This window comes from Methylobacterium sp. B4, assembly GCF_003201865.1.
Taxonomy (GTDB): domain Bacteria; phylum Pseudomonadota; class Alphaproteobacteria; order Rhizobiales; family Beijerinckiaceae; genus Methylobacterium.
The window spans coordinates 1-15,131 of sequence record NZ_QJJJ01000005.1 but is presented as its reverse complement, the minus strand read 5'-3'; the positions used below and the strand labels follow the sequence as shown (position 1 = coordinate 15,131).

The window sequence follows — 15,131 nt, the reverse complement described above, 5'->3', positions numbered from 1 at the left end:
GTCTGCTGCTTCGTTCACTGACTGAAACGCGCCGCGACGGAGTTTGCCAAGCCCGCGCATGCGTGCCGCGGAGGCGTGACGAGCGCGGCCACTCAAGCGGTCACGGCCCTAAGGGCCGGACGCTCGACCCGGTCTGCCACGGTATGCGCAGAGGATTCCCACCCAGGGCTGACGCCGGACCGGAGTGGAGGGACGACCAGCACGTCCGCGCCACGGGCGATAAGGACGTCCTCGGTGACGCTTCCCAGAAATGCCTTCCTGATCCCCGTCCGGGCATGCGTGCCCATGACGACGAGGGTCGAAGGCATCCGCGCGGTGAGGCGGACGATGACCTTGTCCGGAGGACCCTCCTCCACCCGCCGCGACCAATCCCGATCCGCTAAACCGTCGGCTCCGAGGAAGGTCTCAACTTCCTCCGCGAACGAGGAGCGCCAGTTTTCGACGTAGCTATCGATGTGCTCGCGCGCGACGCCGAACCCCGATAATTTTGGCTTTCCCAAAGCCTCGAACGCGTGCACGACGGTGACGTGGGTGCCGTTCAAGGGCTTGAGCGATGCCACGGTCTGCAATGCGCGCGCTGATGCGTCCGAGAAATCAACCGGTACTACGACCCGCCTGTACGGTCCCGCGGCGGGTTGCCTGACGACAAGGACTGGGCATGGCGCCTTGCGGATCAAGCTGCGGACGGTTCGTCTAGAATAGCGCGCAGTCGCCCTGAGAGCGGCGCCAACCACGACCAAGTCGGCTTCGTGGGCCGCAGCCGCATCGAGGATTGCATGGGGAGGGCATCCCCCGACGACGAGCGGCTCGCACGATATACCGTGAAGTTCCGGCACGACGGCGATCTGCTCCACGATCATGCGTTGCGCCTCGCGAAGGTCCGGCACGACCTCATGAGGATCGGGACCGTCTATGACATGCATCAGGACGAGCTTTCCCCCGTGCTGACCAGCCAGGATGCCGGCACGCCGCACGGCCCTCTGAGAGCGGAACGTAAAGTCGGTGGCAACGAGAATATTCATGAGCGTTCTCCTAATCAGGTTGGTGTCAGTCCAAGGCGGAGTGAATGTGAGCCGGTGGCGCGTGCGCACGTTCGCGCGCCCGCGCTGTGCGATTTGGGCGCGGCTCAGCCTCTTTGCGGCAGCCTCGCTCAGTGGAGAGGACCTGTCCGGACGAACCGCGGCTCGCATCTTCGATACAGGCCGGCAGGCGGGTACTCGGGCGATTATAAGACCCGCCTCATGCAGGCCGCAGGCGAGCCGTTGAGGCCTAAGTCGTGCGAGGTGTAAGCGGGCCGCGGCTAGGGACCGGCTCGTCGACGAAACGCAAGCCAATACCCTCGACCGTCACCACGTGCTGAGTGCCGAGGCGATCATCGCAGAACGGCATCCGGTCGCCCACGCGCAGCCCGAGCAACGCCGTCCCGAGCGGACTCGCAACTGACAGCCCGTCGGCCAGATTGATAAGGTCATCGGGGTGCGCAAGGAGGTGAACACGCACGCCCGGCTCGTCGTCGAGACGGTAGAGCACCCGGCAATTGACCGAGACGACTTCGCTCGGCAGCGCGCAGGGCGGGCAGAGAGTCGCTCTCTTTAGTTCCCAAAGCAGGAAGTCGGCGTGGCTGTCGCCGCGCAGATGGGCATCGAGACTGAGAGCCACGAGCCGGTCGAAGTCGCGGGTGGTGACGGTAATGGGGGGAAGTTCATGGACCGCGTGCATCCTGGCACCTCACAGCATGACCGCTCCACGCTGTAATCCGAGTGGAGGCGGCCCCGGCGGTCTCCTAGAAGAGACCACACGAAAGAAAGAAAGCGTTGCTGGAGATCGTCCCTGGCCTCGGCCGTGGCCTACGAAAAGGCCGGCAAAGTGCCAGGGCTAGGAGCCTGCTTGCAGGCTGCCCGAGCGTACCAGTAGGCGGATGCTCTGAATGCAGTTCGACATGACGCTCCTAACGTTGGGGTCGCGCCTGGCGGTGTCAAGCCGGGCCGAGGTGCCCGGGTCTGGGGCTGGCAGGGTACGTTTGACACCCGCAGCCGGTTGGCCAATCCTGGTCGGGTCATGCCGTTCCCCGCAATCCTCAACTGTAGTTTGCTCTGGGCAGCTAACCTGATCGCGGGCAAGTAGGCCCGTGCCGACGGTGCAACTGCGTCCGTCCCGCTCGGTGTATCCGGGACAGCTGCCGCGAAGGACCGGAATGTCTGCCGAGAGGCCCGATGGCACCCATCCTAGATCCATGAGACGTAGGCCGGCGGTGGTCGATGCCGCTGGACCGGGGCGCACCCAAAGCTGGTTTCGAGCATCCGGACAAAGTTCTGCTAACCCTTGGGAAGGATGATCCGCCGCGCCGTGGGGAAAACGCACGCCGGCTTCATATTTCGGCAAAACGCCGAGGCCTCGCTGGCTCAGTTCGTCACGAGGTCGCTGTCAGAGCACCCAGATCGGCATGGGGGCCAAACAGGCCCGGGACACCGTTGATGCTGGCTCTCGTCCTCGACGACGCCGAGATGAACAACCTGGTGATGGTCGCCTCCCTGCGGCCTTCGCCGGCTGCGTGATGCACGACTTCACACATCCAGGCAAAAGCCTATTCACACCGACGATAGCGTGCGGCCTGCAAGCCGGGCAGTTCCCGGCCTTCGTCCAGGACCGGTCACGTGCACGGACGCACATTTTAGATCGCAAGCTAACGAATTGTCTGGCTCGCAGCATCGTTTGAGGCTAGAAGGAACGAGACATCGACGCGCGGGAGAGAGCCGGCTTGGACCGGCCGCCGAAGGAGCAACCGCCCCGGAAACTCTCAGGCACCCGGACCGCACGTCGTTCAACACTCTGGAAAGCGGAGCGGCAGCTCCCGCCGATGGTGTAAGGCGTGGCCTCTCCCGAGGCCGTGTCGAAACTCTCAGGCCGATGACAGAGGGGGCTCGCATGCATGCGGCGTGCGAAGCAACCTTGGAGGCCTGCGCGATGACGCTCCCATAGCCCGACACGCCGAGCCCTCGGGCTCGACACAACCTTCCCATTCGCACCGGCCGGCTCACACCGTGGGCCGCGGCGGCGACGCGCACGGCATCGACCATGCGGCGCGTCCGGTCCTGCGCGCCGGCGCCTCCCCCTATCCTGGATGTCATCCGATGTTGGCCACCCGCCGCGCCTTCCTCCTCACTGCCGCCGTCCTTGCCCCGGCACGGGCCCAGGCCTTCTTCTGGGAGAGCGAGTCCGAACCATCGACGGTGCCGCAGCCGGTCGAAGCACCGCGGACCAGGGATGCCTGGTATGTCGGCGAGATCCCGGACGAACCCTTCAACATCCCGAAGGTCGACCTCTCCCTCGTACCACCGGAGTTCCGCCGACAACTCGTGGATTACGATGGGGCGGAGCGTGGTGGCACGGTCGTCATCGACACGCACCAGCGCTTCCTCTTCCTGGTGCGCGAGGACCGCACGGCGATCCGGTACGGCATCGGCGTGGGCCGGGCCGGCTTCACCTGGTCAGGCATCGCGGTGATCAAGCGCAAGGCGAAGTGGCCGGGCTGGCGGCCGACCGCGGCCATGCTGAAGCGCCGGCCCGACATCCCCCGCTACGTCGAGCCGGGGGTCAACAATCCGCTCGGATGCCGCGCCCTCTACCTCTACCAGGGCGACCGGGACACGCTCTACCGCATCCACGGTACTAACGAGCCCTGGACGGTCGGCGGCACCGATTCCTCTGGCTGCATCCGGCTCCTGAACGAGGACATCCTCGACCTCTACGGTCGTGTCCCCCTCGGCACGACCGTCATCGTGAAGACCTCGCAGCCCGAGGTGATGGTGCAGCGCGAGTGGGACGAGCGCCCCCGCTCGGACAACCAAGTCCTGCTCTTCAGGTGAGACGTTGAGACGAGCCGGAGCACCACCGTTCCCACGACGTCGAGCGTGGTCGAAATCCGAGACGAGACACGATGTTCGCGACTGCTACCGCAACCCTGGACTGGATCGGCGTGATCGTCTTCACGGTCACGGGCGCCCTTGCGGCCTCCCGCAAGGAGATGGACTTCGTCGGCTTCGCGGTGCTCGGCACGGCGACCGGCATCGGCGGCGGCACGCTTCGGGACCTGTTGCTCGGGCTGCCGGTGTTCTGGACGGTCCAACCGGCCTACCTGCTGACCTGCCTAACTGTCGCGGGATTGGTGTTCTTCACCGCTCACATCCCGCAGTCCCGCTATCGGTACCTGCTGTGGCTCGACGCCCTGGGTCTGGCCCTGTTCGCCGTGGCCGGGACGGAGAAGGCCCTTGAGGCAGGGGCGAGCCCCGTCGTCGCCATCGTCATGGGTGTGGTCACGGCCACCTTCGGGGGCGTGATCCGCGATCTGCTCGGCGGCGAGAGCCCGGTCATCCTCAGCCGCGAGATCTATGCCTCGGCCGCGGGAGCCGGCGCGGCGGTCTTCGCGGGTCTGACCCTCCTCGACGCCCCCCGCGAGTGCGCGTTGGGCACCGGCTTTGCCATCGCCCTGCTGGTGCGGGCCGCATCGCTCCGCTTCGGTTTGACGCTTCCGCGATATCGCCCTCGCGCCGGCCTCCCCTATCATTGATTTCGGCCGAACCGTCGCGGCTCGCTCACTTCGAGGCACCCTGAAGCGACAGTCTTCAACGACGGGCCGCCCGCGCGGTCCATTCACAAGGGAAAGCCAAGATGCTCATCGGCAAACATCGTCGCAGGCTTGCGCTGGCGGCATTCGTGTCCCTGGCAGCGCTTTCGAGCCATGCGTTCGCTCAAGCCGAGATGAGGGGGTTGCCCGGTCCGACCGAGGAACAGCTCGCGAAGTTGCAGGCCATCTACGAGGACCTGCACGCCAACCCCGAACTCTCGATGCAGGAGAAGCGCACGGCCGGCATCGTCGCGAAGTGGCTCAAGGAGCAGGGCTTCGAGGTCACCGAGGGCGTGGGCGGCACTGGCGTAGTCGGCCTCCTGCGCAACGGCGACGGCCCAACCGTGCTCCTGCGCGCCGACATGGACGGCCTGCCGATGAAGGAGAACACCGGCCTTCCCTATGCCAGCATGAAGAAGGGGACCGATCCCGCCTCCGGTCGGGAGACGGCCATCGCGCATTCCTGCGGACACGACCTGCACGTCACGTGGCTGATGGGCGCGACCCAGATCCTAGCCGCGAACAAGGACAAGTGGCGCGGCACCATCATGGCCGTGTTCCAGCCGGGCGAGGAGATCGGCGAGGGAGCCAAGGCGATGGTCGACGACGGCATGGTCAAGCGCTTCCCGAAGCCGGCCGTCACCCTGGGGCAGCACGTCCTGCCGTTCCCGGCCGGTCTGGTGCGCCTCGCCCCCGGCCCCGTGCTCTCGCGCAGCGACAGCCTCAAGGTGACGCTGTACGGACGCGGCGGTCACGGCTCCGGTCCGGAATCGGCCATCGATCCGGTGGTGATGGCGGCCGCGACGGTGATGCGGCTGCAGACCATCGTCTCGCGCGAGGTCTCGATGTCCGACAGCGCCGTGATTTCGGTCGGGTCGATACAGGCCGGCTCCAGCGCCAACATCATCCCGGACGAGGCGCAGCTCCAGCTCAACGTCCGGACCTACGACGACGCCGTGCGCGACAAGGTGCTGGCCTCGATCAAGCGAGTGGTCGAAGGGGAAGCCGCGATCTCGGGCGCCCCGAAGCCGCCGCTCCTCACCATGCTGGGGCAGTTCCCCCTGACGGTGAACGACGAGGACGCGACCGCCAAGGTGGCCGAGGCGCTGAAGCAGCGGTTCGGCGCGCAGCGGGTCCAGCCGGCCGCTAGCGCGAACGCCAGCGAGGACTTCACCGTCTTCGCCCGTGCCTGGGACGTGCCCTCGGTGTTCTGGTTCGTCGGCGGGACCGACCCGAAGAAGTACGCCGAGGCGGAGCGGACCGGAACGCTGAACGCGCTCCCGTCCAACCACTCGCCCGAATACGCCCCCGTCCTGACGCCGACCCTTCGCACCGGGGTGGACACGATGCTGGCGGCGGCCGGCCCTTGGCTGGCACCTGCGAGCGCGGGTTCGCCGCCGCGCTGAGGCGGCAAGCGCTGTCCCAAAGCGTCATGGGTTCGGGGCGAGCCGCAGGCCCGCCCCCCACGGATCGCGCAGGACGAGCGTCCCGCCGTCCTCGACGAGGGGAAGGCCGGCATCCCGGAAGCGGCGCCGGACCCGTTCCAACGTCTCGCCGTCGGAGAACAGGGCGACCTCCGCGAGACCGGTCGTCCCGTCGGTGCGTACCGGAGCCCCCCGGCTGTTCCAGATGTTGCCCGCAAGCTGGTGGTGGTAGCCGCCTGAGCCGAGGAACAGGGCGCCGGGATAGCGGCACATGACGTCGAAGCCGAGCAGGCCGGCGTAGAAACGTTCCGTCGCGTCGAGGTCGCCGACCTGCAGGTGGACGTGCCCAACGCAAGACTCCGCCGGCATGCCGGCCCAGGGCTGGTTGGCGGCACCAACGATGCCGGCGCGATCCAGCCGCTCGTTGCGCATCACGACGGAGCCGTCCTCCGTCCACTGCCATTCCGGCCCTGGGCGGTCGACATAGATCTCGATGCCGTTTCCCTCCGGGTCGGTGAGGTAGACCGCCTCGCTGACGAGATGGTCGGCCGCGCCCGTGAGCCCGATGCCGGCTGCGTCCGCGTGGCGGAGCCAGCCGCCGAGGTCGGCGCGAGTCGGCAGCAGGAAGGCGGTGTGGAACAGGCCCGCCTCCCGCGGCGACCACGGCCGGGCATCCGGGTCCGCCCGGAGTGAGAGAAGGATGGTCTCCCCGACACCAAGACGAACCGTGCCCGACTCCTGGGAAATGGGCGCGAGGCCGATGACGTCCTGGTAGAACCGCGCGATCTCCGCGAGGTCGTTCGCCACGAGGTTTACCGAGGCGACGCGGTACGGGGCTTTGGCCAGGATACCGTCGCTCCGGCCATCGCTGGGATTCGATGCGGGGTCGTTCATGGGTCGGGCTCCGGTCGGTGGGGCAAGCGTGCCTGGAACGCGGGCTCCGGGGAAAAACGTTCAGCGGGCCTTGGTCTCCCCGGCGGCGGGAGGCGGGGCTCCGCGCCAGGAGCCGAACAGGCTGAAATGCGGGGTCTCGCCATCGGGTTCGACCGCGACCGTGGCGGTGCGGCCCACAAGCAGCCGGGTCTCGTCGGGGACGCCGTCGAGCTTGATCCGCACCGGGATGCGTTGCGCCAGCCGCACCCAGGCGAAGGTCGGGTTCACGCTCGCGAGCAGGTTCGAGCCCGCCGTCCGCTCACGGTCCTCGATGCCACCCGCGAAGCTCTCGACGTAGCCGGTCAACGTCGCTGTCTCGCCCATTAGGCGGATGCTGGCCCGGTCGCCCACATGGATGCGCGGCAGCTTGGTCTCCTCGAAATAGCCCTCGACCCGCACGGTGTCGCTGTCGATCAGGGCCATCACACCGTGGCCGGTCGTCACGTAAGTGCCGGGCCGCAGACCCATATTGGTGATGCGACCGTTGACCGAGGCCTTCACGGCGGAGCGGTCGAGGTTGAGCTTGGCGAGGTCACGGTCGGCCATCGCTTGGCCATAGGCGGCCTTGGCCTCGAGGTCGGCCGCCTGCGCCGCCTCGACCCGCTGCTGCGAGGCCGCGGCGTCGCTCAGCTTGAGGTAGCGGGCGTAATCGGCTGCGGCCTGCACGGCGGTCGCCTTCTTCCCCTCGACCACCGCCTCGGCCTGGCGCAGGGCCAGGGCGAAGCGGTCGGGATCGATGCGGAAGAGGACGTCGCCGCGCTTCACCACTTGGTTGTCCGCGATCAACACCTCGGTGACGAGACCGGAGACGTCGGGGGCCACAGGCACCACGTCGGCGCGCACCCGTCCGTCGCGGGTCCAGGGGGCCTCCATGTAATAGTCCCACAGCGCCAACCCGACGACGATAGCCGCGGCGACCATCCCGAGGGTGACGAGGAGGCGGAACGAGAGGGCGAGGAACCGAGGCATTGGGAATTCCGGAAGGTCTGGGACGTGGTCGGGCGCGCCGGTCGATCAGGAGGTGAGCGGCACCGCGACCGCGACGACGGCGCCCAGCAGCACGACGTAGAAGGCGAGATCGAACAGGGGCCGGTGCCAGACGAGGCGGTAGAAGCCGGCCCAGGCCAGCAGCCGCCGCAGCGGCAGGCTGACCGCGAAGGCGATCAGCATCCAGGCGGCCAGGCTCGGCACGAAGACGCCGTAGAGGTCGAACTCGCCCGTCATGCCGCGCGCTCCGATTGCGGGGTCGAACGATAGGGGGCTGCGCCGGGAAACAGGCCGCGCCGGATGCCGACAAGTCCCATAAGCGCCGCGCGCCCCGGCGCCTGCCGCGCCTCGGCGGAGACGGCGTCGAGCGCCGCGTCGATGGTATCGAGCAGGTCCGGCCCGGCGGTCTCAGGCTTTGCCCGGAAGTGGCGCGACAGAGCGGTGAGCAGCGCCTCGACCGCCTCCCGCGCCGCCTTCGGCAATCGGCGTCGGTCGCGCCTGAGTTCCACCACGTTGATGCCGACGCGGACTTCAGCCAGGAGGTCGGCGGTCCACTCGGCGTCGTCGGACGGCAGGGCGGCGAGCCGCGGCGCGATCAGGCCGACGCGGTCGAGCATGAGGGCGGCGAGTTCGAGTCCGTTCTGCGCGCCCTGGCGCTCGGCGGCGCGGGCGAGTTCGCGGCGGTTGACGCCGCGCAGGCGCCGGGCCGACCAGCCGGCCCCGACCGAGCGGACGAGGCGCGTGACGATGGCGGCCCCCCACATCCCGACGACGACCGCGATGGAGGAATTGGCGAAGGCGGCGAAATCGGCGCTGTAGCTGCCCTGGAGGGCGATCATGGCCGAGCCGTTGACCGCCGCGCCCATGACCAGCGGCGCAGTCTTCGGCTGCGCCATGAACACCCCGCAGACCAGCAGCGCCGGGGCCAGCGCCAGGGCCAGCATCTCGAAGGTGGTGGCCAGCGGCAGGATCGCGAACAGGTAGGCGCCGGCCCCGAGGGCGCCGAGGATGGCCGAGTTGGCGAAGCTGACGATGAACGGCGCGGGGTCGTCCTGCGCCGCGAAGAAGCTGCAGCCGACCGCCGCCATCATCGGAGCGGCTGAGCCGTGCGGCCATCCGGTCGCGATCCAGATCGCGCAAGTCACCAGGATGGTCAGGAACACGCCCACCGCCGACAGCAGCGCCATGCCATGGTCACGGTGGCGGATCGTGCGCGCCGCGGCGGTGTAGCGGAAGGTCATGTCCTCGGTAACCGGCGTCCCGTCGGCGATGTGCCGTTGAAGGATGCGGGCGTCCTGGCGCAGGTCGATGAAGTCGCGCAGGCGCGCCAGCAGGCTCGCCAGCACCAAGGCATCCCAGGATGGTCGCTCGCCGAGGGCGGGTTCGAGCGCGTCGGCGGTGGCTTTCATGCGGTCGGCTTGCGCCTGGTCGGTGGATCCGGATGCAAGCCACGCGGTCATGTTGTCGAGCAGGGAGCGCAGGCTTTGCGGCAGGGGGCCCGCCCGCTCCAGCGTCTCGATGCGGTCCGAGACCGCGGAGGCGATGGGCAGGAACATCAGCATGTGCTGGCGCAACGTCGCCATTGCCTCGGCCGACCGCTCAGCCCCGGTCATGTCGTAGCGCAGGGGTGTCGCCAGGGCGTCGAAGGCAACGGCGTCCGAGGCCAGCTTCAGCCGCGTTGCCTGGGTATCCTTCGCCGTGCGGGTGCGGCCGAGGACGTTGATGACCCAGGCCCGGGCGTCGCGCAGCCACAGGTCAAGCCGGGCGGTGATCACGGGCGCCACCGATTGCGGTAGCACGACCGTGTTCACGAGGCTGGCGCAGAGGATGCCGAGCGTGATCTCTTCGGCGCGGGCCACGGCGGCGTCGAACATCGTTCCGGGATCGCCGACAGCGGGGAAGCCGATCAGGGCCGCCGTGTAGCCGCCAAGCATCATCAGGTAGCTGCGCGGGGTGCGGTCGAGCAGCGAGAAGTACAGGCACGTCGCCACCCAGAGCGCGACGGCCAGGGTGAGAAGCTCCGGAGCGTTCACGAGGTTCGGCACGAGAGCGACGCTCACGGCCGCGCCCAGCAGCGTGCCAAGCACCCGGTATAGCGCCTTAGAGCGCGTGGCGCCGGCGAGCACCTGGCTGGTGATGTAGACCGTGCCGAGCGCCCAGTAGGGGTTCGGCAGGTCAATCCAGAACGCCAGGAACAGGGCCAGGATGGCCGCCGCGAAGGTCTTGAGCGAGAACGCCCAGTCGCGCCAGCCCGGCAGGGTCATTCCGCGGCTTCGCCGTGCGCGACCTTGTTCCGGGACGCATCCGGTTCGGGCGGACCGCCCAGATGGTCCTGGATGGCCTGGAACACCCGCAGGCTCGCCTCCAGGTCGGACGCGCTCACCTTAGAGAACACCGCCTGCCGCAATCGGTCGAGGTCGGACTCGATCCGCGCGACCACGGAGCGTCCGGTGCCGGTGAGGCTCAGGACCTTGGCGCGACGGTCGGTCGGATCCTCCTTGCGCATGACGAGACCGGCAGCTTCGAGTTGGTCCAAGAGCCGCACGAGCGACGGGGCCTCGATGCCGACGGCCTCGGCAAGGGTGGTCTGGCGCGGTTCGCCACCCAGACGTCCGATCAGCACCAGCGGCAACGCCTTCGCCTCGGAGACACCGTGCGCGTCCGTGGTGGCGTTGGCGAGCCGCCTCCACTGGCGGCCAGAGAGGAGAAGCGCGTGGGTATAGGTCAACCACTGTTGGCTCAGGGCCTCACCTGCCATCTGACCTTTTCCCTCCGGACTGAGCCGGGACACTTTCTCAACTTCCGCATATTAATTAGCAGCCTATCGATTTGCGAGTGCCATTTCAATGGTCTCGTCGGTCTAGGGTTGGCTCGGCGCGGCTTAGCCGGTTTAGCCTTGCCGGCTGGCGGCGCCGGACCAGGGCAACGGGACCATCAGAATGTTGCGGCCGCCAGGACTGGCCATTCCATACCAATGGCAGCTCCCCGGGGTCTAACGGCCATTCCAACGGCTCGACTCGAATGACCGCTTGTGGCGCGGTCCTACCGTTCAGCACCCGTCTGCTGAACTACCGCTCGCCACCCCATCCGGACCTTCATCCGCGGGCGCTCGGATGTCCGCTTGGGGTCAGGATGACGTCGATCGTGTCGTAACCGACGCCGAAGTTTGCAACGGTCTCCAGGTGGAGCAGGTGCGCGAACAGCGCCTGTGTGGCCGGCGCCTGCCCGCCGACCACGACCGCTCGGATGTCGCGTCCGACGGCCGCCAAAAAGGCGTCTCGATCCGCTGGCTGATCCAGCCGGTGCGGGGTGAAGCGGACCTCAAGTGCCCGGATCTTATCCGGCAAGATGGCTTTGAGCAGCAGGACGTCCGGCTTCATCGGCGGTGCTCTCCCGGTCCAGATCGGGGATGTACAGTGCTGGCTGATTGAACCGTCCGGTTCCAGGGTGCGGTGACGAGCGGTCCTCGATCGGACCGCCGCGGCCTGCCTCAGGGATGGGGCAACCGCTGCAGCAACTCGATGATGGCGCCGTCTGGACCCTTGATGAAGACCGTGCGCAGACTGGGATTTACGTCATTGATCCCTGAGATGATTTCGATGCCGTGCTGCTGAACATGCGCATAGGCCTGTTCGATGTCTGCGACGCCAAGTCCGATATGCTCGATTCCCAGATGCGGCTGAGCTGACGCGGGCATTGTTCCCTCGGGGGCCTGCTCAATGAAGACGGTCAGGCCGCCAAGGTCGATCGTCACGCGGGTGACAATGGGCGAGCCGTCACGGCGGATTTCACGGGCACCGAAGACATCGATGTAAAAATGTGCGGCAGCGACGGCATTGCGGCTGCGCAGATGGACGTGATCGCAACGGACGTTCATAGGCAAAGATATCCTGTCGGGCCGATAGCTTGTCCGCCTCCACCGTAGGCTGGAGCGGGTGAGACAGCCGATGTGTTCGGCCAGCCCCTGGCGTTCCAGCTCCAGGCAGGCGGCGAGGGCGGCCGTGTTCCGGTCCGTACTGGCTATGCCGGCCCTCACCTTGACCACTGACGTACTCATGAACTCATCGGTCAGGGCGTTCAAAACAGCCTGTACGTCCACGTTGAGCAGGGTCCTGTCGGATTGATCAAGACTGTGCGCGGCGTGTCCCCGCGTCGCCACAGGACCAGCCGGGCGGCGCCCACGGCGCCGCCCGATCCGGATCGCCTTACTCGGCCAGTTCACGCATGACCTTGATCAGGTCCGACTTGCCCTCGAAGCCGATGCCGGGCAGCTCGGGCATGACGATGTGGCCGTTCTCGACCTTCACGCCGTCCGGGAAGCCGCCGTAGGGCTGGAACAGGTCCGGGTAGCTCTCGTTGCCGCCGAGCCCGAGGCCAGCCGCGATGTTGAGCGACATCTGGTGACCGCCGTGCGGGATGCACCGGGAGGGCGACCAGCCGAACTGGTGCAGCACGTCGAGGGTGCGCAGGTACTCGACCAGGCCGTATGACAGGGCGCAGTCGAATTGCAGATAGTCGCGGTCCGGGCGCATGCCACCGTAGCGAAGCAGGTTGCGGGCGTCCTGATGCGAGAACAGGTTCTCGCCGGTGGCCATCGGGCCGGGATAGAACTCCGACAGGGCCGCCTGCAGCGCGTAGTCGAGCGGGTCACCAACCTCCTCGTACCAGAACAGCGGATACTGTCGCAGCATCTTGGCGTAGGCGATGCCTTGTTCGAGGTTGAAGCGGCCGTTGACGTCCACCGCGAGCTGCGCCTGCGAGCCGATCTCCTTCAGTACCGCCTCAATGCGGCGCTGATCCTCTTCGATCGGCGCACCACCGATCTTCATCTTCACCACGTTGTAACCGCGGTCGAGATAGCCCCGCATCTCGGAACGCAACTGGGTGTCGTCCTTGCCCGGGTAGTAGTAGCCGCCGGCCGCGTAGACGAACACCTGCGGGTTGGCTTCGACGCCCTTCTGCTCGGCCAGGAGGCGGAACAGCGGCTTGCCGGCGATCTTGGCGGTCGCGTCCCAGATTGCCATGTCAAGGGTGCCGACCGCCACCGAGCGTTCGCCGTGGCCACCGGGCTTCTCGTTCGTCATCATCACGTCCCACAGCCTGTGCGGGTCGAGGTTGTCGCCGGCCTCGTTGAGGACGCTCTTCGGGTCGGCCTCCAAGATGCGGTTCTTGAAGCGCTCGCGGATCAGGCCGCCCTGGCCGTAGCGGCCGTTCGAGTTGAAGCCGTAGCCGACGACCCTGCGGCCGTCGCGCTCGACATCGGTGACCACAGCCACGAGGCTCGCAGTCATCTTCGAAAAATCGATGTAGGCATTGCGGATGGGGGACGAGATCGGCTTGGTGACCTCGCAGACGTCAACGATACGCATGGGTGTTCTCCTTGAAGTGTGAGCAGGTTGAGCGCGTTAGTAGGTGATCGAGGGGATCGGCAGGCTCAGTAGGCAGTGGCCGCGGGACGGGGCAGGGCGTGCCCAGCTTCCGTTTCAGGGATGACCTCCTCGGCAGCGACGGCAGCCCGGTTGCGGTAAGCGTCCTCGGCCTTGGCATGGTCGAAGGCGCCCTCCCACTTCGCGACGGCGATGGTGGCGACCGCGTTGCCGATCAGGTTCGTCACCGCCCGCGCCTCGTTCATGAAGCGATCGACGCCGAGCAGCAGGACGAGGCCCGCGACCGGGACGGTGTTGATGCTCGACAGGGTGGCGGCGAGGGTAACGAAGCCGGCGCCGGCCACACCGGCTGAGCCCTTTGAGGTCAGCAACAGCACGCCGAGCACGACGAGCTGGTCGCCGAATCCGAGGGGCGTGTTGGTGGCCTGGGCGACGAAGATCGCCGCCATCGTGAGGTAGATACAGGTGCCGTCCGCGTTGAAGGTATAGCCTGTCGGCAGGACGAGGCCGACGACGGACTTCTCGCAGCCCAGCCGCTCCAGCTTGGCCATCATGCGCGGCATGACGGCCTCGGTGGAGCAGGTTCCGAAGGTGATCAGGATCTCGTCCTTGAAGTAGCTCAGAACCTTGATGAGGGAGAACCCGGTCCAGGTGCAGACTGCGCCGAGCACGAGGCCGACGAACAGGATCGAAGTCGCGTAGACGCCGAGCATAAGGTAGGCGAGCGACCAGACCGTGCCGAAGCCGTACTTGCCGATGGTGAAGGCGACGCCGGCGCCAGCACCGATGGGGGCGAGACGCATCACCATGCCGACGATGCGGAACAGCGCGTCGAGCAAGCTGTCGATGACGACCACCACCGGCTTGCCGCGCTCGCCCGCTTGGACCAGCGCAAGGCCGAACAGCAGCGAGATCAGAATGATCTGCAGCATGGCGCCCTTGGCGAAGGCATCCACCATCGTTGAGGGGATGATGTCCATCAGGAAGCCGATGATGCCAGGTTGGGCTTCAGCCCGCTTGGCATAGCCGGCGATGGCGCTGCTATCCATGTGCGTGGCGTCGATGTTCATGCCGGCACCAGGCTGCATGACGTTGACGACCACGAGGCCGATGATGAGGGCGAGCGTCGAGACCACCTCGAAGTAGATCAGCGCCCGCACGCCGATACGTCCGACCTCCTTCATGTTGCCCATCTTGGCGATGCCGACCACGATCGTGCCGAAGATGACCGGCGCTAGCAGCATCTTGATCAGCTTGATGAAGCCGTCGGCCAGCGGCTGCAGCGTGACGCCGATATGGGGCAGAAAATACCCGACCAGACCACCGATAATGATAGCAATGAAAACTTGAACGTAGAGCCGGCTTAGCCAATCTCTCATGGCATTTTACCTCCCGGTGATTGTGCTCAATTTTGCTAGGCACATGGCTCCTCACGCGGGAGCTTGCCGGCAACATAGTTCTGGACTTGCCGGGCTGGCCAATGCCATGTTCGGTTCACGCTATGCGCAAACGGCATCGGCATGGATCTCGACTGGCTCACGGACTTTTTGGCGCTGGCGGAGCTGAAGACGTTCTCCCGGGCGGCCGAGGCCCGGAACGTGACCCAGCCCGCATTCAGCCGCCGCATCCGAGCCCTGGAGGTCTGGGTCGGCACACCACTGTTCGTGCGTGCCCCCCAAGGTGTCAATCGGCGTTGAAAAGGGACCCGGGATCGGCGTCCAAAAAGGACCCACTGGCGGCATGGTTTCCATTGATCGGCGACGCAGCGGGCGACGC

General features: G+C 66.9%; 14 protein-coding genes, 1 pseudogene and 1 riboswitch. Of the genes and pseudogenes, 4 read left to right on the top strand and 11 right to left on the bottom strand.

Features of this window, described 5'->3' with window-relative positions; translation table 11 throughout:
- Positions 1-92 precede the first annotated feature (92 nt).
- Together BY998_RS08870 and BY998_RS08865 are read right to left on the bottom strand one after the other, a co-directional pair.
- Complete coding sequence (locus BY998_RS08870) at positions 93-1,022, bottom strand: universal stress protein (RefSeq protein WP_110351284.1); 930 nt, start codon at positions 1,020-1,022, stop codon at positions 93-95.
- A gap of 247 nt (positions 1,023-1,269) precedes the next feature.
- Entirely contained in the window at positions 1,270-1,719 is a 450-nt protein-coding gene (locus BY998_RS08865) for a GreA/GreB family elongation factor (RefSeq protein WP_110351283.1), read from the bottom strand.
- A gap of 1,014 nt (positions 1,720-2,733) precedes the next feature.
- Positions 2,734-2,823: riboswitch (glycine riboswitch) on the top strand.
- Between the two features lie 308 nt (positions 2,824-3,131).
- On the opposite strand from BY998_RS08865, the gene BY998_RS08855 reads away from it, so the two are divergent.
- From BY998_RS08855 to BY998_RS08845, 3 genes are all read left to right on the top strand, one after another.
- The gene (locus tag BY998_RS08855; RefSeq protein WP_110351493.1) at positions 3,132-3,866 is read left to right on the top strand and encodes a L,D-transpeptidase; all 735 of its coding nucleotides are present in this window, start codon (positions 3,132-3,134) and stop codon (positions 3,864-3,866) included.
- A gap of 71 nt (positions 3,867-3,937) precedes the next feature.
- Entirely contained in the window at positions 3,938-4,567 is a 630-nt protein-coding gene (locus BY998_RS08850; protein WP_110351282.1) for a trimeric intracellular cation channel family protein, read from the top strand.
- A gap of 191 nt (positions 4,568-4,758) precedes the next feature.
- Positions 4,759-6,030, top strand: coding sequence for an amidohydrolase (locus BY998_RS08845; protein WP_110351492.1), 1,272 nt, complete (start codon positions 4,759-4,761; stop codon positions 6,028-6,030).
- Between the two features lie 24 nt (positions 6,031-6,054).
- Here BY998_RS08845 and BY998_RS08840 read toward each other — a convergent pair whose 3' ends face one another.
- The 9 genes from BY998_RS08840 to dctA form a co-directional block, all read right to left on the bottom strand.
- A complete protein-coding gene (locus tag BY998_RS08840; RefSeq protein ID WP_110351281.1) occupies positions 6,055-6,942 on the bottom strand; it encodes a VOC family protein in 888 nt (295 codons plus the stop codon).
- A gap of 60 nt (positions 6,943-7,002) precedes the next feature.
- Positions 7,003-7,950 carry an HlyD family secretion protein gene (locus tag BY998_RS08835; RefSeq protein WP_110351280.1) on the bottom strand — a complete coding sequence of 316 codons (948 nt, stop codon included), beginning with the start codon at positions 7,948-7,950 and terminating at the stop codon, positions 7,003-7,005.
- A gap of 45 nt (positions 7,951-7,995) precedes the next feature.
- Positions 7,996-8,205, bottom strand: a complete 210-nt coding sequence (locus tag BY998_RS08830) for a DUF1656 domain-containing protein (RefSeq protein WP_110351279.1) — start codon at positions 8,203-8,205, stop codon at positions 7,996-7,998.
- Positions 8,202-10,232, bottom strand: a complete 2,031-nt coding sequence (locus BY998_RS08825) for an FUSC family protein (RefSeq protein WP_110351278.1) — start codon at positions 10,230-10,232, stop codon at positions 8,202-8,204. The genes BY998_RS08830 and BY998_RS08825 overlap by 4 nt, the downstream gene beginning before the upstream one ends.
- On the bottom strand, positions 10,229-10,726 hold the full coding sequence (locus BY998_RS08820) for a MarR family transcriptional regulator (RefSeq protein ID WP_110351277.1): 498 nt from the start codon (positions 10,724-10,726) through the stop codon (positions 10,229-10,231). Before BY998_RS08820 ends, BY998_RS08825 begins: the two co-directional genes overlap by 4 nt.
- A gap of 337 nt (positions 10,727-11,063) precedes the next feature.
- Positions 11,064-11,348: a hypothetical protein gene (locus BY998_RS08815; RefSeq protein WP_110351276.1), complete on the bottom strand. Its 285-nt coding sequence runs from the start codon at positions 11,346-11,348 to the stop codon at positions 11,064-11,066.
- Between the two features lie 110 nt (positions 11,349-11,458).
- Positions 11,459-12,067 carry a VOC family protein gene (locus BY998_RS24710; RefSeq protein ID WP_245421536.1) on the bottom strand — a complete coding sequence of 203 codons (609 nt, stop codon included), beginning with the start codon at positions 12,065-12,067 and terminating at the stop codon, positions 11,459-11,461.
- Positions 12,068-12,173: 106 nt separating this feature from the next.
- Positions 12,174-13,337, bottom strand: coding sequence for a mandelate racemase/muconate lactonizing enzyme family protein (locus tag BY998_RS08805; RefSeq protein WP_110351275.1), 1,164 nt, complete (start codon positions 13,335-13,337; stop codon positions 12,174-12,176).
- Positions 13,338-13,402: 65 nt separating this feature from the next.
- Positions 13,403-14,734, bottom strand: a complete 1,332-nt coding sequence (dctA, locus tag BY998_RS08800) for a C4-dicarboxylate transporter DctA (RefSeq protein ID WP_110351274.1) — start codon at positions 14,732-14,734, stop codon at positions 13,403-13,405.
- Between the two features lie 141 nt (positions 14,735-14,875).
- On the opposite strand from dctA, the pseudogene BY998_RS08795 reads away from it, so the two are divergent.
- Positions 14,876-15,037 (top strand): annotated as a pseudogene (locus tag BY998_RS08795) (LysR family transcriptional regulator); the annotation flags it as partial.
- Positions 15,038-15,131: the final 94 nt, after the last annotated feature.